Below are 19134 nucleotides of genomic sequence, written 5' to 3'. Positions count from 1 at the left end.
TTGCGCCGCTGGTGTATTAGACAACATAATTGTGTCGTAATTGGGCCACAATGTCCAACGCATTTAAATATCAATGCAACGTCGCTGATTAGAACGCCCTTTCGGCGTGTCGAATCGTCTACTATGTGACCTTGTGAAAACTAACCGACCTACCTCGCGCCGCTCGTCCACCTTCGACGACGCTCTCGGGGTGCGTGACGCCATTCCGAAAATTGGTCTGGCCGGTTCTAGGTCGGCAACCCTCCACCAGGGCTCAGAACAGCCGCTCCAACACCGCATCAATTACCGCGAACTCCGACGCTTCACCTGGCTGCGTTGGCTGGGTGCTCTCGGGGCGGTCTTTATTATGGTCGCCGGGATTGGCGCAGGCGCGACACCGGTGGTTGGAAATGAGTTTTGGGGTACACCACTTGGGCTAATCCTCGGTCGAATGTTGGTGGCAACGACAATCGTCACCTTCGTGGGCATTGGCATGTTAGTCACAGCCTGGTTGGGTGTCGGCGCTTTCGTTCTGGCCGGTGCGCGGACTCGCGTCACCGCAGTGACTACTCCGATGCTCATACGCACCTACGCGGCATGGGTATTGCCCTTGATGTTTACCGCTCCCCTGTTTACGCAGGATATCTATTCCTATTTGGCGCAGGCTGCAATTGTGGAGCGGGGTATGGATCCCTACCTCGCAGGGCCTGTTGACCTATTGGGAGCCAACGACCCACTTGCCCGATCGGTGCCATTGATTTGGTCGCACTCTCCGAGCCCATACGGTCCCACGGCCCTCGCAGTGGCATGGGGTATCGCCAAGATAACCAGCGACGGGGTGATCGCTTCCGTCTTTCTGCATCGACTCGTCGCCATTGTTTCGCTTCTCGTGGTGTCCTGGGCGCTGGTGCAGCTTGGTCGCCGCTGCGGCGTTAGCTCTCAGTTCACCCTCTGGCTGGGCACGCTCAATCCGCTGGTATTGCTGCACCTGGTGGGCGGTATCCACAATGAGGCCCTGCTGCTGGCACTCCTGCTTGTTGGTCTCGAACTGTGTCTGCGCGCTATCCACGGCCCTGCGCAATCGATGGTGCCCGATGAGCTGCCAGAACCCGGACCAATCGGACACGAGAACCAAAGCCGAGGTAGATCGTGGGCAATGTATGCAGGCGGTATTGTGCTCATCAGTCTCGCCGGAATGGTCAAAGTCACTGGTTTCGTGGCGCTCGGCTTCGCCGGCATGTGGCTGGCTCGAAAGTTTGGCAGTACCTGGAAGGCCGTTGCTCTTTCCGCGGTAGTGACGGGCGCAATGACCGTCGTCACGGCAGTCGTTGTTTCCTTAGGAACTGGTCTGGGCTTTGGTTGGATCACCGCGCAGGGTGGCGCCGCAACGGTGCGCAGTTGGATGTCGTTGACTACCCTGCTCGGGATCATCGCTGGTTTCTTCGGCAGGCTTCTGGGGCTCGGCGATATCAGCGACAGTGCTTTGCTGTTTACCCGCGGCATTGGCGTAGTGCTGGTGGCTGCCTGGCTCCTGCGCATGCTGTTAGCGACGTTCCGTGGGCGCATTCACCCGCTCGGCGGCTACGGCCTCGCGATGTTCGCTCTAGTAATCCTCTTCCCCGTCGTGCACCCCTGGTACCTGCTATGGGCCATCGTGCCCCTGTCCGCTTGGGCCAACCGGGTACAATTTCGCATTGCCGTGGTTCTGTACTCGGCAATTTTCAGTTTTGTAGTACTACCACGCGGCCTGGGGTTGCCTCCGGGCACCGTCGCTCAGATTTACCTACTGGCGTTGGTATTCTTCGTCGCAGTCATGTTCGTCATCTTGGCGTACTCGACGCGATCTAAGGTATTTCGCCTTCATTAAAACTGTGAGATTAGACTGACTAACCGTGAATAACGCTGCCAATTCTCCTGCTCTGCGCCTTGAGAACGTAACGAAGAAATTCGATGACGTTGAGGCTGTATCAGACCTTTCGCTTTCCCTGGATCGAGGTAGGGTTCTTGCGCTCCTCGGCCCCAACGGTGCTGGTAAGACCACAACCGTTGAAATGTGTGAGGGCTTCATCAAGCCGGATGAAGGGCGAATTCGCATTCTCGATCTCGACCCGGTCGCTCAAACCACAGCACTGCGCAGTCGCATTGGCATCATGCTCCAGGGCGGAGGCGCCTACCCCGGTGTTCGCGTTGGCGAAATGCTGAACCTCGTTGCCAGTTACTCCGCAAACCCGCTGGACACTGATTGGCTTCTTGAAGTCGTTGGCCTAGAACGCCATCGTAAGACGAACTACCGCAGGCTCTCTGGCGGTCAGCAGCAGCGACTGTCGCTCGCATGTGCCCTGGTCGGACGCCCGGAGCTTGTGTTCCTCGACGAGCCGACAGCAGGCCTCGATGCTCAGTCCCGTCTAGCCGTCTGGGATCTCATCTCGTCGCTGCGCCGTGATGGGGTCACCGTGGTCCTGACAACGCACCTCATGGACGAGGCCGAATCGCTTGCCGACGACGTTGCGATTATCGACCGGGGCCATTTAGTTGTGGCCGGTACCACCGAGGAGATCACTAGCGCAGGCGCATCGGCTCTCCAGGGAACGTCGTCAAGCACTGCTATGAAGATCAGCGTTCGAGGCAGCCTTGACTTCGAAGAGGTCAACCGCAACTTCAGCGAGTCCGGTCTTCCACAGCGTCTGCAGCGTTCTGGCGGTGGAGAGTTTTCCCTGATTGGTGAGGCTTCACCGCGCGCCTTGACTGTCTTGGCGCAGAGTTGCGAGCAGCAAGAGGTGTTGATCACCTCGTTGAATAGGGCGACGCAATCGCTTGAAGATGTCTTCTTGCAGATCACTGGAACGGAGATGAGGAGCTAATGACTACCGCACCGAGGGCCGATGCTTCCCGCTTTGCAAAGGGCACTTTCGCCCCAGCGCCACAGCGTTCGGACATGGCGAAGTTGGTCATGTCGCAGGCGTGGTTGGAAACGAAGCTCTTCTGGCGACATGGTGAGCAAATGCTCCTCACCATCATTATCCCGTTGGCGATGCTCATCGGCCTGGTGATGGTGCCGGTGTTGGAGCTCGATGATCCGCTCGAGCGTATCTTCCCCATGGTGCTGGCGATTTCCGTCATGTCTGCAGGGTTTACCGGACAGGCAATTGCCGTGGGCTTTGACCGCCGTTACGGAGCCCTGAAGCGCATCGGCGCCTCAGGCGTGCCACCCTGGGGCATTATCGCAGGCAAGATTGTGTCGGTCTGCACCACCGTCACGTTGCAGTACATACTGTTTAGTCTCGTGGGGCTCGCCCTTGGCGCAGAGCTGTCGATTGGCGGCTGGCTGCTGGCTTATGTGGGGATGCTTCTGGGAACGTTCGTCTTTACCTCATTGGGCTTGCTCATGGGAGGTACGTTGGGAGCCGAGCTAATCCTAGGTCTCGCCAACCTGATCTGGTTCCTCCTTATTGGTGCTACTACTTATGTGGCCGTCGCACCGTCGCTAGATGGCATCAGCTCTGTACTGCTGCACCTCTTGCCGTCCGTCGCGCTTACCGACGTGATCTCCGCGGCATTGGCCATGTCCGTCCATTGGTCAGCTGTCGGGGTGCTGATCGTGTGGGGTGTCCTTGGCGCTGCACTGGCGGTCCGCTGGTTCCGTTTTGATATGCCGAATGACTAGGAATCTATCGGGGAATCTGCATAGAAAAGCGCAGCCCAACGCAGGGGTTTCGCTTATTACCATTTTCCGCCAGCATGGGTAGAATTTCTTAATGTGAATACTGCAGATCGAAGTTTGCCCCTATCGTTTTTGCCGCTGACACCAATCGGGCGCCAGAAGCTCTATGCCCTGCTGGTTTTGATTGCACAGGCGGCAATTGCGGTAACCGGTTCTATCGTCCGTGTTACTGGTTCAGGTCTCGGTTGTGCTTCGTGGCCTGAATGTCACCCAGGCAGCTTCGTTCCTGTCGCGGGGGAAGCAGAAATGCTCCATCAGATTATTGAGTTTGGCAACCGGCTGCTCACCTTTGTGCTGGTTGCTCTGACACTTCTGCTCTTCCTTTCGGTTATGCGTGTCGGTCGCCGTCAGGAAATAAAGTTGCTGGCCTTCCTCAACGGTCTCGGCGTTATCGTCCAGGCTGTTATCGGCGGTATCTCCGTTTGGGTTGACCTGAAGTGGTACGCCGTAGCGCTGCACTTCCTGCCTTCGATGATTCTGGTCTGGCTCGCTGGCATGCTTTTCGTCAAGATTTCGGAGCCTGACGACGGCACTGCTACCCGCATGTACCCGCGCTATCTGCGCTATCTGACTGCCGCCTCCGGCTTGGCACTGACGATGACGCTGATTACCGGAACTATGGTCACCGGTGCGGGACCACACGCTGGAGATGCTTCGGTGCTCCCGGAGGATCGCCTCCAGCTACCGATTGTTGACCTGGCACATATCCACGCTGGTTTTATGTACCTCTACCTTGGCCTGGTTATCGGCCTCATTTTCGGTCTGCTGGCCTCGGAAGCCTTTGCACCTGTGCGTAAGGTTGCCATCGCACTCGTTGTGTTCATTTTGGCTCAGGGCGTAGTTGGAATGATTCAGTATTGGTCCGGTGTACCGGAGGCATTGGTGCCGGTTCACGTTGCCGGATCTGGTATCTGCACCGCTTTGACTGCAGTACTTTTCCAGCACGGTTACCGCACTGTCGGTGGGAGCGCAGAAGTCACTGGCTCGCTTGAAGGCGATGCGGCTGCCGCCACTGTTGCTTCGGAGAAGAACGTCGAGGTTACCGCGTAGCTAGCTGCCGGTCAGCGGCTGTGTTAACGACTGTGGTTACCGGCCGTTGATTCCTTCTCGAACCGCCTAAACACGCGCTTTGGTTGTGCGTGTTTAGGCGGTTCTGCTGTCTGCTCGGCTCCGTGTGCTCGGATGTGCGTTTCCCAGTGGCTAGCGGGCTGCGCGGGCGGTGCGGGCTGCGCGGGCGGTGCAAGGGGGCGGTCTGCCCACTTATCGATCCGAGTTACTGACTATGTTTATGACAGAAATCGCGCGAAAAATGGCCTGAAAGTGTCATAAACTCGCACAGTTTCACATTTGCAGCCCGTGCCCATCTCCACACACAAAAAGAGGCCCTTCCCGCAACCGGAAAGGGCCTCTTCAAAGGAGCTCAGCAGCTGCCCTAGAACATGCTCGAAATTGTCTGCAATCCGAGTACGGCATCGAGAGAAAGCGCCACACAGACGATAGACAAGTAGTTGTTCGACATGAAGAACAGCTTCATCGGCTTGATCTTGCCACCGGTCTTAACGTGGCGGTGCAGGTCAATGGCGCCCCACAGGAACCAGGCACCAGCGCCAACGGCGCCAATCAGATAGATCCAACCCGCGTACGGAACCAACAGCAGAGTGGTAATCACGGTCGCGGCGGTGTAGTAAATAATGCGCTTGGAAACGACGATTGCCGGCTTGACCACTGGCATCATCGGCACGCCAGCGGCCTTGTAGTCCTCCTTGTAGCGCAGGCCCAATGCCCAGGTGTGCGGCGGAGTCCAGAAGAAGATAAGCAGGAACAGGATGAATGCCTGCCACCAGTGAGCGAGCCCCGTAATCTCCGGGTTGTTGTCAGTGATTACGGCCCAGCCGACCATCACCGGCATACAACCCGCAGCGCCACCCCAAATTACGTTCTGATCAGTACGGCGCTTCAGCCACAACGTGTAGACGAAGATGTAGAAGGCAATCGTAATCAGAATGAAAACGGCGGCCAGCAGCGAGTTACACAGCAACCACAGCCATAGGAACGACGCAATCATCAAGACAGTGCCGAAAATCGCTGCCGCTCGACGGCTAACCTGGTTGCGCGCGAGCGGGCGACGGCGAGTACGGCGCATCTTCTGGTCAATGTCGTAATCCATGACCATGTTGAAGGTGTGCGCAGCTGCGGCACCCAACCAACCACCGAACAAGGTGAGAAGAATCAGTCCAACGTGAACATGACCGCGATCAGCCTGAAGCATTGCGGGAATGGCCGCGACGAGCAGGAGCTCGATAATTCTTGGCTTAGTCAGTGCAATATACGCCTTGACTGTTTCCAACAAAGCAATGTCCCTTTCACGCGCCATAAACAAACCCCCCGTTTACAGATAGTCGGATGTAACGGTCGGAAAGTTCCCGACGAGTTTTTCCGCAAAATTAAATGAGGGGCAGGCAATCAGTTTACCGGTAATCATAACGGTTCCAATAATGACCGTCGTAAAGCATGTGCGGCGCGCCCTCTGAGACTTATCTCTCAGCTATTCGGCCCGGTTTGAACCCGGAGCGCGCAATCCTAGTTAGTATGGAAGAGAATTTTACTAATCCATTTGGATACTAGGAGTCATTCACGTGACACTGTCGACTGAGCATGAAGCACGGGTTGTGCGCAACTACCCCTCGGACTGGTCTGACTTGGATACGAAGGCCGTAGATACGGCCCGTGTGCTGGCTGCAGACGCCGTTGAAAAGGCAGGTTCGGGGCACCCCGGCACTGCGATGAGCCTCGCACCGCTGGCTTACTCTCTTTACCAGCGCGTTATGCGCCATGACCCGAAGGATACGAAGTGGATTGGCCGTGACCGTTTCATTCTCTCCTGTGGTCACACCTCTCTGACGCAGTACGTCCAGCTCTACCTCGGCGGTTTTGGCCTGGAGCTCGATGACCTGAAGGCGCTGCGTACGTGGGATGCACTCACCCCGGGTCACCCGGAGTACGGCCACACTGACGGCGTGGAAATCACCACTGGCCCGCTGGGTCAGGGGCTGGCGTCGGCTGTCGGTTTTGCCATGGCTTCGCGACGGGAACGTGGGCTGTTCGACCCGGAAGCTGCTCCGGGTGAGTCTCCGTTCGACCACTACGTGTACGTCATCGCTTCTGATGGTGACGTTCAGGAGGGTGTCACTGCCGAGGCCGGCTCGCTGGCCGGCACTCAGCAGCTGGGCAACCTGATTGTCTTCTGGGATGACAACGGCATCTCCATCGAGGACGACACCACCATTGCCTTCACCGAGAATGTCGCGGATCGCTACCGTGCTTACGGCTGGCAGGTCATTGAGGTCGACGGCGGCGAGGACGTCGCAGCACTCGAGGCTGCTGTCGAGGAGGCCAAGAAGGATACGGAGCGTCCGACCTTCATTCGCGTTCGCACTGTGATCGCTTACCCGGCTCCGACGAAGATGAACACCGGCGCTTCGCACGGTGCTGCTCTTGGTGGCGAGGAGATTGTCGGCATCAAGGAAGCTCTCGGCTTCGATACCGACAAGAGCTTTAACGTCGCTGACGAGGTCATTGAGCACACCCGCAAGCTGGTTGAGCGTGGTGCTGAGGCTCACGCACAGTGGCAGGTCAAGTTCGACGAGTGGGCTGCGGCTAACCCGGAGCGCAAGGCTCTGCTGGACCGTCTGACCGCTGGCGAGCTGCCGGAGGGCTTCGACGCTGAGCTGCCGACTTGGGAGCCGGACGAGAAGGGCGTTGCTACCCGCAAGGCCTCTGAGGCCGCGCTGCAGGCACTGGGCAAGACCCTGCCGGAGCTGTGGGGTGGCTCGGCTGACCTGGCTGGCTCCAACAACACCGTCCTGAAGGGTGAGCCGTCCTTCGGCCCGAAGTCCATCACCACCGGTACCTGGACCACCGACCCGTACGGCCGCAATCTGCACTTCGGTATCCGTGAGCACGCCATGGGCTCGATCCTCAACGGCATTCTGCTCCACGGTGGCACCCGTCCGTACGGCGGCACCTTCCTTATCTTCTCGGACTACATGCGTCCGGCTGTCCGCCTAGCATCGCTGATGGGCATCTCCCCTATTTACGTCTGGACTCACGACTCCATTGGTCTGGGCGAAGACGGTCCGACGCACCAGCCTGTTGAACAGCTGGCTTCGCTGCGCGCTATCCCGGGTGTGTCCACTGTCCGCCCGGCTGACGCTAACGAGACCGCTCAGGCTTGGGCCGCTGTTCTTCAGGGCGAGGCAGGCCCGAAGGCTCTGGCCCTGACCCGCCAGAACGTTCCGGTCTTGGAAGGTACCAAGGAGAAGGCCGCTGAGGGCGTCCGTCGTGGTGCGTACGTGCTTGTCGACGGTGCCAAGGAGACCCCGGACGTCATCCTGATGGCTACCGGTTCGGAAGTTCACCTCGCTGTCGAAGCTGCTGACAAGCTGGCTGAGGAAGGCGTCAGCGCCCGCGTTGTCTCCGTTCCGTGTCTTGACTGGTTCGAGCAGCAGGACGATGCCTACCGCGAGCAGGTTCTGCCGAAGTCCGTCCGCGCTCGTGTCTCGGTTGAGGCCGGTATTGCAATGCCGTGGTACCGCCACCTGGGTGATGCTGGTCGCGCTGTCTCCCTGGAGCACTTCGGTGCATCGGCTCCGTACAAGGAGCTGTTCGAGAAGTTCGGCATCACAGCAGAGGCTGTTGTCGATGCCGCCAAGGAGTCCATCGAGGCTGCTAAGTAAGTTTGTTAAAACCTGGCGCTATCGGCCGTTGTCGGGACGGGATTTGTGAAAACCGTACCGCGCTCCGGTAGCGCCAGTATTGTTTGTGACGCACAGTAGTTTAAGGACATACAACTTTTAGCGAAGTCTTTAGGCAACGAAGCGGTATTGACAGAAAGGCGTTAAACACTATGGGAAACACCACGATGGAAGCGCTCGCCAAGGTAGGGACTTCGGCGTGGCTCGACGATCTTTCGCGCCAGCGCCTCACCTCGGGCGATTTGAAAAATCTTATTGAAGAGCTTCGGGTTGTCGGTGTCACTACTAACCCGGCAATCTTCTCTTCGGCGATGACCGCCGGTGAGGATTACGACTCTCAGCTGGCGCAGCTCACTGCAGAGGGTGCGAACCCGGCAGATGCTGTGTTCGCGATGGCAATCGACGACGTCCGCGATGCCTGTGACCTTTTCGCTGGTGTATCCGAAGAAACCGACGGTGTCGATGGCCGTGTTTCCATCGAGGTCGATCCTCGCTACGCCGACAACTACGAGGCCACGATTGCGCAGGCCCGTAAGCTCTGGGAGCGCGTCGGCAAGCAGAACGCGATGATTAAGATTCCGGCGACCGATGCTTCCCTGCCGGCTGTCACCCAGGCTCTGTCCGAGGGAATCTCGGTAAACGTCACCCTGATTTTCTCGGTGGAGCGTTACCTGCAGGTCATTGATGCGTTCATCGAGGGCATTGAGCGTGCGAAGGACAACGGCGTGGACCTGGCTTCGGTTCACTCTGTTGCGTCGCTGTTTGTTTCCCGCGTTGACACCGAAATCGATGCTCGCCTGGACAAGATCGGCTCCGTGGAGGCCCTGGCTCTGCGCGGCAAGGCTGGTCTGGCCAATGCCCGTGCAGCTTACGCCAAGTTCGAGGAGACTTTCTCGGCGCAGAATATTCGCTGGGCACAGCTGGAAAACGCCGGTGCTAAGCCGCAGCGCCTGCTGTGGGCTTCGACCGGTGTGAAGAACCCGGCTTACCCGGACACCCTCTACGTCACTGAGCTGGCTGCACCGCAGACTGTGAATACCATGCCGGAGAAGACGCTGCGTGCTGCCGCGGGCTTCGAGGGCGAGGTTCGCGACGCCGTCAGCGGCCAGGGTGACGCAGCCAATGCCGTTATGACTCAGCTCAGCGAGATTGGCATCGACCTCGATGACGTCTTCGCTGTCCTGGAGCGCGAGGGCGTGGAGAAGTTCGTGGACTCCTGGCAGTCCTTGCTCGAGTCGATTGCACAGCGCATGGAGCAGCTGAAGTAAGCCTGCTGATTATCTAGGTGCCTGTTGGTAGTGGCTGCGTTTCTGGCTGGCGCCAGCAGGTCGCCTGGCGATCCGAGTTACTGACTGCGGTTATGTCAAAAACGGCCCGAAAAATAGCCTGAAGGTGTCATAAACTTGCACAGTTTCACATCTGCAGCCCGTAACTTTTGGGGTTGTCAGTTTCGGTTCGCCTGTTGTGTTACTTAACCCGCATGTTCAACGTTGGACATGAAAAAGCTCCCCTGCGCGGGGAGCTTTTCTATTGGTGCTAGGACGTGGCGAAGGTGGGACGCACAGAGGGCAGTGGGCGTTTGTCTTCCTTTAAAGCCCAGGCCATCACGAACGCAGAGATTACGGCGATGATTGAGGCAAAGATCGGCACAGCCGGCCAGGGGGCACCCGGTACGGAGTCGGTCACGTCCAGCAGATAGCTGAAGAGGAAGAGCGTGGCCAGGGCCAGGCCAATGGTAATTGATCCTGCACGAGTGCCCTTCGCGCCGGCGACGGTGCCGACTGCGGTGCTCGCCACGGTAGTCATGAGGAAGCTCAAGAAGACGCACAGCGCGGTGAGCAGAACTGTGGTGTAGTTCTGCCCGGAATCCTCAATCATGTACAGCTCCCCGTTAGTGTCCGGAAACAGGGCCGGTCCGGAGGTGACAATGAAGCTATCGAATCCGCGGTAGTAACCGGACTTGTTCTGCTCGATGACCATCGCCGTGACGATGAAGGCGGTAGCCACCAACGATGTGCCCAAGATTGCGATGATTGCGGAGCGTACCCAGCGGGCGGTGCTCACGCCGTAGTCACGCAGGGTGACCGAACGCCGGGCTGTGATGAGGAAGAGGATGCCCAGCGCGATAATGCCAAGCAAGGTGTTGCCGGTTCCGCTGCCTACGAGCATGCGCCCGAAGGCCGAGTACAGGATGGCCACGGCGGCAACACCGAGGAAGGTTTTCTTGTTGGTCGCGATGAAAGCTCCGGTGCTCATTTCTTGCTCCGTTCGATGTAGGAGGAGGTGCTTGCGAGGTCGATGAGGGCCGCGGGGTCGAGGTAGCTCACCTCAACGCCGAGGGCGCGGGCATGCGCAGCGGCAGACGAACTGAGCTCTGTAGCCAGGATTGCCTCGCAGCGCTCGCCGAGGGTTTTCTTAGCGAGCACTGGGCCGGCCACCTGCGCCACGAGATCCGTAGGGCCTCGCAGCACCGGATGGCTAGCGCGCAGCTTATCGACGTCATAGGGCCCGTACGCATCCTGCTTGTGGATGACAATCAAGGTGTCGACTAGGCCGGCTAGATCCTGGGAGTGCTGCGAGGTGACCACAATGTTGGCCGATTCGGCCGAGTCGATAAGCATGCCGCGCAATGTGGCGCGGTGCTCGACATCGAGGCCGTTGAAGGGCTCGTCGAAAAGCAATGCTTCCTTGCCCGATGCCAGGGTGGCAGCGGCGATGAGCAGCTGGCGCTGGCCCAGGCTGAGCTTTTTGATAGGGGTGTCAGCGGGGAAATCGAGGAGGGACTCCGCGTGGGGCACATCGAGCTGATCCCAGCCGGTGCGCAGGATCTGGAAATATTCGCGCGGGGTGGCACCGAAGACCTGGGTGTCGGGTGCAGCCTTCGCCAGGGCCGCCGTAGGCATCTGCGCGAGGGTACGCAGGTAGTAAGTCTTGCCGGCGCCGTTGGGGCCAATCACGCCGTAGATGCTCATTTCTCCTCCTCCAGCATGGCGATGATGTCGTGGAGCGTGAGGCCGAGAATGCCGGCCTCCACTTTTAATGGCTCGATGTAGGTGCGCTGGAACGCTTCACGACGCTCAGCGCGAATGCGCTCACGGGCATCTGGAGTGACAAACATGCCGAGTCCTCTTTTCTTCTCCACAAGCCCCACCATCGACAGTTCCGTCATGGCCTTGGCGGCCGTGGTTGGGTTGACCTGATAGAACTCCGAGAGCTCCTTGGTTGAAGGGGCACGATCCTCAGCCGAGAGCTCCCCGGACAAAATCATTGATTTCAGATCCTCGGCGATCTGGACGTAGATGGGCCGAGGGTCCGCCTCCTTCGCCTGCATATCCACCTCCGTGGTTTATGGGTATACCACCTAGGTCATAAACCTATGGCAGAAGAAAGGGGTCCGTCAAGGCCCCATCGGAGGAATCGGAAACGATTCCACCGGACTTTTCTCGATATGACATTATGTAAACCGTGAGTGATTCTCTGCAACGCAACGATTCGAACTCCCCTACTGCCAGCTCTCCGCACAACGGAGACGACAGCACCAACCACGACGGATACATCAACCCGCTGCGCGACCCGCAGGATAAACGCCTGCCGCGTATTGCCGGCCCGGGTGGCATGGTGATTTTCGGAGTGACGGGCGATCTGGCCCGAAAGAAGCTTCTGCCTGCCATCTATGATCTGGCCAACCGCGGTCTACTGCCTGCCTCCTTCGCGTTAGTTGGCTACGGTCGTCGCGAATGGTCGAAACAGGACTTTGAGGATTATGTGCGCACCGCAGTGGAACAGGGCGCCCGCACAGACTTCCGTGAGAGTGTCTGGCAGCGCCTGGCTGAGGGCATTCACTTTGTCACCGGTACCTTCACCGATGACGAGGCCTTCGATCGCCTGGCCGCACAACTTGAGGAGCTCGATCGCTCCCGCGGCACCGCTGGCAACTGGGCCTACTACCTGTCCATTCCGCCAGCTAACTTCCCCGATGTCTGTCATCAGCTCGATCGTTCGGGGCTGGCGCAGTCGGGCGAGGATTATTGGCGTCGCGTGATTATTGAGAAGCCATTCGGACACGACCTGGCCTCCGCTCAGGAACTCAACCGGATTGTGAACTCGGTCTTCCCAGAAGACGCTGTGTTCCGCATCGACCACTACCTGGGCAAGGAAACCGTCCAGAACATTCTGGCCATGCGTTTTGCCAACCAGTTGTTCGATCCGATGTGGAATTCTCACTACATTGACCACGTTCAAATCACCATGGCCGAGGATATCGGTTTGGGCGGTCGCGCCGGCTACTACGATGGTATCGGTGCAGCTCGTGACGTGATTCAGAACCACCTACTCCAGCTCCTGGCGCTGGTGGCAATGGAAGAGCCCATCGCCTTTACCCCGGAAGAGCTGCAAGCGGAAAAGATCAAGGTTCTGCGTGCCGTCGAGCCAGTGCGTCCGTTTTCGAAATACACCGCTCGTGGCCAGTACACGGCGGATTGGCAGGGCAGCAACTTCGTGCCAGGGCTGCGCGATGAGGAAGGCTTCGACCCCGAATCCACGACCGAGACCTACGCCGCCTGTACGCTGCAGATCAACTCCCGTCGCTGGGCCGGTGTCCCCTTCTACCTGCGCACCGGCAAGCGCCTCGGCCGCCGCGTCACTGAAATTGCGCTGGTCTTTAAGTCCGCACCTCACCTTCCCTTCGCAGAGACAATGACTGCCGCTCTCGGCCAGAACGCAATGGTCATCCGTGTTCAGCCAGACGAAGGCGTGCTCATGCGCTTCGGCTCGAAGGTCCCGGGCTCGGCCATGGAGGTGCGCGATGTCAACATGGACTTCTCCTACTCCGAGGTGTTTACCGAGCAGTCGCCAGAGGCCTACGAGCGCCTGATTCTGGATGCGCTTCTCGACGAGGCCAGCCTCTTCCCCACCAACGAGGAAGTCGAGCTGTCCTGGAAGATTCTTGACCCCATCATCGAGTACTGGGCCAAGCGCGGTCGTCCCGAGGGCTACCCCGCAGGTTCGTGGGGGCCTTCCTCCGCTGACCACATGCTCGAGCGCGACGGTCGCGCTTGGCGACGGCCATAGGCCGCCGACCTCTCAGTTCTTAAGAATTTTCTGACAGAAAGAACACTTTCATGATTGTCAATTTGCCAGACACTGACACCGCGAGCATTGCTCGTCAGTTGGTGCAGCTTCGAGAGCAGGGCGGCATCGTTACCACGGGCCGTGTCCTCACCCTGATTGTTTTGGCCAAAAGCGAAGACGACCTGGAAAACATTATTTCCACGGTCAACTCCGTTTCCCGCGAGCACCCATCCCGTGTGCTGGTATTGGTCTCCGATGATCCAGGCCTGGACAATCGCCTTGACGCGGAGCTCCGCGTCGGTGGTGATGCCGGTGCCGCTGAGATCGTCGTTATGCACATGTCCGGAGAGATTGGTCAGCACCACAGCTCTGTGGTGACTCCCCTGCTGCTGCCGGATACGCCGGTCGTGGCGTGGTGGCCTTCTGAGGCGCCGCAAGTCCCAGCGGCGACACCAATCGGCCGAATTGCCCAGCGCCGTATCACCGATTCACTCTGTGACCCGAATAGCAACGCTATCTACACGCGCCGTACGGGCTACACGCCCGGCGATTCCGACCTGAGCTGGTCGCGGCTGACGAACTGGCGCGGTGTGTTGGCATCCGCTTTCGACTTGCCGCCGCACTCGCCGGTGACCTCCGTGTCCATCTACGGCCCACAGGACTCGCCATCGGTCGAGGTCGCCGCTGGATGGTTGGCAGATCGCCTGGGGCTGCCGGTCAACCGTTACTCCACCGGTGAGAAGAAGATTCCGGTGGACGAAAAGGGCCGCGCCAAGCCACCGGTGACCTCCGTCGCCTTTGAGCGTGAAAATGGCCAGACTTTGCGCATCGATATTGAAAGCGCCACCACTGCATCGGTCACCAACGGAGAAAAGCCCCCGTTCAAGGTTGCAGTATCGCGTCCAACACGCTCCGAATGTTTGGCAGAGGAGCTGCGTCACCTCGACCACGATACTGCCTACGGACGTGCCCTGCGTGGCCTCAGCCAGATTCACACGGTGGGAATGCAACCTCCGACGTCCACAACAACTAGCTTCGCTAACGAACCAGGAGTCTCTGACAAGTGACCACCGATAACGCGTCGAATACCGTCCCTGCCCCTCAGTTCCACCGCGCCGCTGACCAGGCGGGTATCGTCGAGGCTGCACGTCAGCGCTTCATCGATGCGGTTGTCGCCGTCCTACATGGCAACGCCTCTCCGGTCACCGATGACGGTTTCGTACGCGTCGTTCTCACCGGTGGCGGCGCGGGTACCGCTTTTCTCAGTGCGCTTGCCGACGATTCCGGAGACATCGACTGGAACCGAGTCCTGGTGTTCTTCGGAGATGAACGTTTTGTCGCTGCCGACTCGGCAGATCGCAATGCGTTGGCTGCTCGTAAGCGTCTCTTGTCCCCTGTCGGCGTGCCGGAGGAAAACATCTTCGAGTTTGCCGCTGCCGACAGCGGCGTGACCACCACGGAGGCCGCCGAAAGCTACGAAGCTATCGTTCGGGAGATGGCTCCAAATGGCTTTGACCTTCACCTTCTTGGTATGGGCGGAGAGGGACACATCAACTCGATTTTCCCACATACCGCAGCGCTGGCTGAGCAGGAACGCTTGGTCGTGGACGTGCATAACTGCCCGAAGCCACCGCCGACCCGCATCACGCTGACGATGCCGGCCATCGCCAGCTCTCAGCGTGTGTGGCTACTTGTAGCGGGCGGCGAAAAGGCTGAGGCAATTGCAGCTATCGCTCAGCAGGACGACCCAGCGCAGTGGCCGGCGGCCGGGGTTCGCGGTGTTCAGGAAACCGTTGTCTTTGTTGACGATGCTGCGGCTGCGCAGCTCTAGGCTTCCGCTTCACCGCTAACAGCCCAGAAACAGCAAATTCCCGTCGATAAGCGAAATGCTATCGACGGGAATTTTTATTGCTTAAAGGGGCTCATCGTAAAAATGAGTGTATTTTGGTTCGGAATCCGCCGGTGTCCAGCAGTGCTCTGGTGATGTAGTGGGTGAGGTTGCGGAAGCCTAGGGCGGTACCGCGCAGGTGTTCGATTCTGCCGTTGATGGCTTCGGTGGGACCGTTGCTGGTGCCGATATGATCGAAGTAGGCCAAGATGTCATCAGCCCGGCGTTTCATCGTCCGGCCCAACGTCTGCAGCTCTTTGAGCGTGTTGGGGACCCCGTGGCTGATGGAAGCAATGAGTTTGCGGAACCGTTTTTTGGCTTGCTTCTTGTTGGGGTTGCGGTAGGCGGCGACAATCTTTTGGTAGATGTCATAGGTGGTCTTGACCGGGGCATGGTCCGGGTTGGCAAACACGGCATCCCGGCGGGCTTGTTGTTGTTCGGTCAGATACTCTTTGCCGGTTTTTAGCACTTTGCGGATCCCATACAATGGGTCCCCGTTGCGACCACGCCGGCTCAGGGTGGCTTGTTGGATGCGTTGTCGAACCTTATCCACGGCCTGACCGGCCAGGGCCACCACATGGAAGGGATCCATGACCGTGGTGGCCTCAGGCAGGGTTTCAGCTGCTGCGGTTTTATACCCGGTGAACCCATCCATGGCCACGATCTCAATGCCGGCCCGAAACGCGCTGGTTTGCGCTTCTAACCAGGTGATGAAGGTTTGTTTGGACCGGCCCGGGACCATATCCAATAACCGTGCCGGGCCTGTGCGGTCTGCCACGGGGGTCAAATCGATGACCACGGTGACATACCGGTTACCCCAGCGGGTGTGGCGCCACACGTGCTCATCGACCCCCAACACTCTGACCCCATTGAGCCGGTTGGGATCGTCAATGAGCAACCGCCGACCCGTGGTCAGCACCGCGTCGTTGGCGGTATGCCAGGACACGCCCAGATTGGCCGCCACCCGGGCAATGGATAACCGGTCGATGACTACCGATTTCAACGCCCACAACGCGGCAGCATGCGAGAGTTTGGCCTCCGGAGCCACCACGGATGTGGTGTCTTGTTGCCAGACACGGGCACAGGTATCGCACCGGTAGCGGCGTAACCGCACATGCAAGTGGGTGGGCCGCCAACCCACCGGCACATGCGTGACTTTGCGCACCACACTGCCTCGCACTGTGGCTTCAGCACCGCAATGCCGACAGAACTGATCGGCCTCCACGACTCGACATTCCAGCACGGCTTGCTCGGCGGTGACGTGTTGACCGGTCACGGTGACGCCGGAATTGCTCAGCAGGCAAAAGGCATCAAGATCTGGGCGCGAGAAGGTAAGCTGGTGCATGTCGAGGTCTTTCTTCAGATGTGTGGTTTCGTCACTTCCATCTTCGGAAGACCTCGACTCTTTTTACGCCTTCAACACACCCCGATCACCAAACCCATCTACACCCAAAATTCCGAAGAGCCGGATATCTCGTGGGGGTTTCCTACACCCACTGGGCGGTTTTTGATATCAAACCCGAAACCGATATCTACTGGACGGCCGCCGATATCGGCTGGGTCACCGGGCACTCCTATATCGTCTACGGGCCGCTGGCCAATGCGACCACCTCGGTGCTGTATGAGGGCACCCCGGATACTCCGCATCGGGGGCGCTGGTGGGAGATCGTGCAGAAATACGGCGTGACGATTCTGTACTGTGCGCCCACCAGTATCCGTACGTTCATGCGCTGGGGTCGCGATATCCCGGCCGAATATGACCTGTCGTCGCTGCGGTTGTTGGGCAGCGTGGGTGAACCGATCAACCCCGAAGCGTGGATGTGGTACCGCGAGCACATCGGGGGCAATAACGCACCGATCGTGGACACCTGGTGGCAGACCGAAAACGGCCATATTCTGATCAGCCCGCTACCCGGGGTGACCGCCACGAAACCCGGGGCCGCGATGCGCGCCCTGCCCGGCATTACGGCCGATATCTATGACGAAGCCGGCGTTCCGGTAGAACCCGGCAACGGTGGCTATCTGGTGATCACCGAACCGTGGCCCGGCATGCTGCGCACCCTGTGGGGCGATGAGGAACGGTATCAGAAAACCTACTGGTCACAGTACCCTGGCGTATATTTTGCCGGTGACGGCGCGAAATTCGATAAGGACGGCGATATTTGGGTCCTGGGCCGGGTCGATGATGTGCTCAATGTTTCCGGGCACCGGATGTCGACGGCAGAAATTGAATCGGCGTTGGTCGCCCATGCGATGGTTGCTGAGGCCGCTGTGGTCGGGGCCCAAGATGAAACCACCGGGCAGGCGATCGAGGCGTTTGTGATTCTGCGCGAAAGCGCTCAGCAACTCGACGACGCCGTCGGGGTCCTGCGTGATCATGTTCGTGCCGCGATCGGACCGATTGCGACACCGCGATCAATCACCGTGGTCACTGACCTCCCCAAGACCCGCTCGGGTAAGATTATGCGCCGTCTGCTCAAAGATCTCGCCGAAGACCGCGAGATTGGTGATACCACAACCTTGGCCGATGCTTCGGTCATGGAGACTATCCAGCAGCAGGTTCGCGCCGCTCGGGCCCAATAGCGCTTACCCCAGTTCGACGAGCACCACCCCCGCCATGATCAGCACCAGTCCCAAGATCATGCGCGGGGTTAACGGCTCTTTCCAGATGATCCGCGCCAGCACTGCGATGAGCGCGACACCGATAGCTGACCAGATGCCGTAGGCAATGGCCACCGGCATGCCGTAGGAGATAGTAACCGCTAAGAAAAAGAAAGCGAGCCCGTAGAACACCACGAGTGGCAGGATCCAGATTTTCTTCCGAAAGCCATCCGAAGCACGCAGACTCAGGGTAGCGATAATTTCAGAAACGATCGAAAAGGACAGAAACAGCCAGCTCATGATTCCAACACCTCAGCTTTGCCTGGATCGCGCTGGCCGGTTTGGACAATGAAGACGCCGGCCATGATGGTGACAATGCCGATGATCGCCGTTAAGCTGAGCGTTTCATGGAATAACACGGCACCCAGAACCGCGACCAGGGCAACTCCGGCTGCTGCCCAAATTCCATAGGCAATGCCGATTGGAATACCTCTTCCCAGGGCGAGTCCCAAGAGGGTGAAAGCAATGATGTATCCGATGACCACCCCGATGGCATAGAGCGGTTGATCAACGGCTGCACGCAGGCACATGGTGCCAAGCGCCTCGGCAACAACCGCCCCGATCAGTAACAGCCAGCTTTTGAGCATGTGGGATTTCCAACTTCCGTAATGAGTCCGGGCTTACTCTATCAATCGCGTCCGACCACTTCAACACACCCCGATCACCAAACCCATCTACACCCAAAATTCCGAAGAGCCCTTAAAGGCCTGCGGTGGGGCGTGCTGCGTGCGGAACCTACCAGCCGAAAGTATTGAACAGCAGCAACAGGACAATGCAGAGCAACCAGATAATCACGGTCACAATAGTGACGCGGTCAAGGTTCTTCTCCACCACAGTCGAACCGGACAGATTCGACTGCATGCCGCCACCAAAGAGGCTGGACAGTCCGCCACCCTTACCCTTGTGGAGCAGGATAAACAGCGTCATCAGGATGGATGTGATGACCAGGACAATCTGAATGGCGAGGTACACGCGCACTTCCTTTTGAAACGTCGCTTCTTTAAGAACTCCAACTATACTAGCGCAATTGCTCCGCTGGCTAGGTATCCCTAGCCGTATCC

The 19134-nt window shown here is 58.8% G+C and carries 17 protein-coding genes and 1 pseudogene; 10 read left to right on the top strand and 8 right to left on the bottom strand.

From position 1 onward, the window contains the following. The first annotated feature begins 106 nt into the window (after positions 1–106). From mptB to CRD18_RS04300, 4 genes are all read left to right on the top strand, one after another. Complete coding sequence (gene mptB / locus CRD18_RS04315) at positions 107–1846, top strand: polyprenol phosphomannose-dependent alpha 1,6 mannosyltransferase MptB (RefSeq protein WP_069359565.1); 1740 nt, start codon at positions 107–109, stop codon at positions 1844–1846. Positions 1847–1871: 25 nt separating this feature from the next. Beyond that, on the top strand, positions 1872–2840 hold the full coding sequence (locus tag CRD18_RS04310) for an ABC transporter ATP-binding protein (protein WP_049193479.1): 969 nt from the start codon (positions 1872–1874) through the stop codon (positions 2838–2840). Further along, positions 2840–3643 carry an ABC transporter permease gene (locus CRD18_RS04305; RefSeq protein ID WP_070827709.1) on the top strand — a complete coding sequence of 268 codons (804 nt, stop codon included), beginning with the start codon at positions 2840–2842 and terminating at the stop codon, positions 3641–3643. Before CRD18_RS04310 ends, CRD18_RS04305 begins: the two co-directional genes overlap by 1 nt. A 93-nt stretch (positions 3644–3736) precedes the next feature. Then, positions 3737–4750 (top strand): heme A synthase, encoded by a 1014-nt coding sequence (locus CRD18_RS04300; RefSeq protein ID WP_070827707.1) that lies wholly within the window; start codon positions 3737–3739, stop codon positions 4748–4750. Positions 4751–5132: 382 nt separating this feature from the next. Here the strand turns inward: CRD18_RS04300 and CRD18_RS04295 are convergent, their stop codons facing one another. Further along, the gene (locus CRD18_RS04295) at positions 5133–6047 is read right to left on the bottom strand and encodes a heme o synthase (protein WP_172954651.1); all 915 of its coding nucleotides are present in this window, start codon (positions 6045–6047) and stop codon (positions 5133–5135) included. Positions 6048–6336: 289 nt separating this feature from the next. Between CRD18_RS04295 and tkt the strand changes: the two genes are divergently transcribed. Both tkt and tal read left to right on the top strand, forming a co-directional pair. Continuing rightward, positions 6337–8436 carry a transketolase gene (gene tkt / locus CRD18_RS04290; protein WP_049170630.1) on the top strand — a complete coding sequence of 700 codons (2100 nt, stop codon included), beginning with the start codon at positions 6337–6339 and terminating at the stop codon, positions 8434–8436. A 170-nt stretch (positions 8437–8606) separates the two neighbouring features. Continuing rightward, a complete protein-coding gene (gene tal / locus CRD18_RS04285; RefSeq protein WP_070653086.1) occupies positions 8607–9722 on the top strand; it encodes a transaldolase in 1116 nt (371 codons plus the stop codon). A 268-nt stretch (positions 9723–9990) separates the two neighbouring features. Here the strand turns inward: tal and CRD18_RS04280 are convergent, their stop codons facing one another. Genes CRD18_RS04280 through CRD18_RS04270 form a run of 3 tightly spaced genes read right to left on the bottom strand, consistent with a single transcriptional unit; the run spans position 9991 to position 11785 of the window. Continuing rightward, positions 9991–10710 carry a hypothetical protein gene (locus CRD18_RS04280; protein WP_070547097.1) on the bottom strand — a complete coding sequence of 240 codons (720 nt, stop codon included), beginning with the start codon at positions 10708–10710 and terminating at the stop codon, positions 9991–9993. After that, positions 10707–11426: a hypothetical protein gene (locus CRD18_RS04275; RefSeq protein ID WP_069358692.1), complete on the bottom strand. Its 720-nt coding sequence runs from the start codon at positions 11424–11426 to the stop codon at positions 10707–10709. Before CRD18_RS04275 ends, CRD18_RS04280 begins: the two co-directional genes overlap by 4 nt. Then, on the bottom strand, positions 11423–11785 hold the full coding sequence (locus CRD18_RS04270) for a GntR family transcriptional regulator (RefSeq protein ID WP_070549601.1): 363 nt from the start codon (positions 11783–11785) through the stop codon (positions 11423–11425). Before CRD18_RS04270 ends, CRD18_RS04275 begins: the two co-directional genes overlap by 4 nt. Positions 11786–11919: 134 nt before the next feature. Between CRD18_RS04270 and zwf the strand changes: the two genes are divergently transcribed. The 3 genes from zwf to pgl are packed head-to-tail and all read left to right on the top strand — an operon-like array spanning position 11920 to position 15355. Beyond that, the gene (zwf, locus tag CRD18_RS04265) at positions 11920–13524 is read left to right on the top strand and encodes a glucose-6-phosphate dehydrogenase (protein ID WP_016422737.1); all 1605 of its coding nucleotides are present in this window, start codon (positions 11920–11922) and stop codon (positions 13522–13524) included. Positions 13525–13574: 50 nt separating this feature from the next. Then, positions 13575–14591: a glucose-6-phosphate dehydrogenase assembly protein OpcA gene (locus CRD18_RS04260; protein WP_070653088.1), complete on the top strand. Its 1017-nt coding sequence runs from the start codon at positions 13575–13577 to the stop codon at positions 14589–14591. Next, on the top strand, positions 14588–15355 hold the full coding sequence (gene pgl, locus CRD18_RS04255) for a 6-phosphogluconolactonase (RefSeq protein WP_070653090.1): 768 nt from the start codon (positions 14588–14590) through the stop codon (positions 15353–15355). The genes CRD18_RS04260 and pgl overlap by 4 nt, the downstream gene beginning before the upstream one ends. Positions 15356–15446: 91 nt before the next feature. Here the strand turns inward: pgl and CRD18_RS04250 are convergent, their stop codons facing one another. Then, positions 15447–16757 carry an ISL3 family transposase gene (locus CRD18_RS04250; protein ID WP_070439683.1) on the bottom strand — a complete coding sequence of 437 codons (1311 nt, stop codon included), beginning with the start codon at positions 16755–16757 and terminating at the stop codon, positions 15447–15449. 122 nt (positions 16758–16879) lie between these two features. Between CRD18_RS04250 and CRD18_RS04245 the strand changes: the two are divergent. Next, positions 16880–17995: pseudogene (locus CRD18_RS04245) on the top strand (AMP-binding protein); the annotation flags it as partial. 3 nt (positions 17996–17998) lie between these two features. Here CRD18_RS04245 and CRD18_RS04240 read toward each other — a convergent pair. The 3 genes from CRD18_RS04240 to secG all read right to left on the bottom strand — a co-directional run bounded on the left by CRD18_RS04240 (position 17999) and on the right by secG (position 19045). Continuing rightward, complete coding sequence (locus CRD18_RS04240; RefSeq protein ID WP_035757985.1) at positions 17999–18313, bottom strand: multidrug efflux SMR transporter; 315 nt, start codon at positions 18311–18313, stop codon at positions 17999–18001. Then, complete coding sequence (locus tag CRD18_RS04235) at positions 18310–18660, bottom strand: multidrug efflux SMR transporter (protein WP_035757987.1); 351 nt, start codon at positions 18658–18660, stop codon at positions 18310–18312. Before CRD18_RS04235 ends, CRD18_RS04240 begins: the two co-directional genes overlap by 4 nt. Positions 18661–18808: 148 nt before the next feature. After that, positions 18809–19045, bottom strand: a complete 237-nt coding sequence (secG, locus tag CRD18_RS04230; RefSeq protein ID WP_005510775.1) for a preprotein translocase subunit SecG — start codon at positions 19043–19045, stop codon at positions 18809–18811. Between the last annotated feature and the right edge of the window lie 89 nt (positions 19046–19134).

The organism is Corynebacterium sp. LK31 (genome assembly GCF_014335015.1).
Taxonomy (GTDB): domain Bacteria; phylum Actinomycetota; class Actinomycetes; order Mycobacteriales; family Mycobacteriaceae; genus Corynebacterium; species Corynebacterium jeikeium_D.
The sequence above is the reverse complement of the archived record's forward strand: the minus strand, read 5'-3'. Positions and strand labels throughout refer to the sequence as shown.

What these genes read in the sequence shown, in the direction of transcription:
- CRD18_RS04240 (WP_035757985.1), bottom strand. Translation starts at nt 18,313, where the DNA reads ATGAGCTGGCTGTTTCTGTCCTTTTCGATCGTTTCTGAAATTATCGCT.
- CRD18_RS04280 (WP_070547097.1), bottom strand. Translation starts at nt 10,710, where the DNA reads ATGAGCACCGGAGCTTTCATCGCGACCAACAAGAAAACCTTCCTCGGT.
- CRD18_RS04305 (WP_070827709.1), top strand. Translation starts at nt 2,840, where the DNA reads ATGACTACCGCACCGAGGGCCGATGCTTCCCGCTTTGCAAAGGGCACT.
- CRD18_RS04250 (WP_070439683.1), bottom strand. Translation starts at nt 16,757, where the DNA reads ATGCACCAGCTTACCTTCTCGCGCCCAGATCTTGATGCCTTTTGCCTG.
- CRD18_RS04260 (WP_070653088.1), top strand. Translation starts at nt 13,575, where the DNA reads ATGATTGTCAATTTGCCAGACACTGACACCGCGAGCATTGCTCGTCAG.
- CRD18_RS04270 (WP_070549601.1), bottom strand. Translation starts at nt 11,785, where the DNA reads ATGCAGGCGAAGGAGGCGGACCCTCGGCCCATCTACGTCCAGATCGCC.
- tal (WP_070653086.1), top strand. Translation starts at nt 8,607, where the DNA reads ATGGGAAACACCACGATGGAAGCGCTCGCCAAGGTAGGGACTTCGGCG.
- CRD18_RS04275 (WP_069358692.1), bottom strand. Translation starts at nt 11,426, where the DNA reads ATGAGCATCTACGGCGTGATTGGCCCCAACGGCGCCGGCAAGACTTAC.
- CRD18_RS04235 (WP_035757987.1), bottom strand. Translation starts at nt 18,660, where the DNA reads ATGCTCAAAAGCTGGCTGTTACTGATCGGGGCGGTTGTTGCCGAGGCG.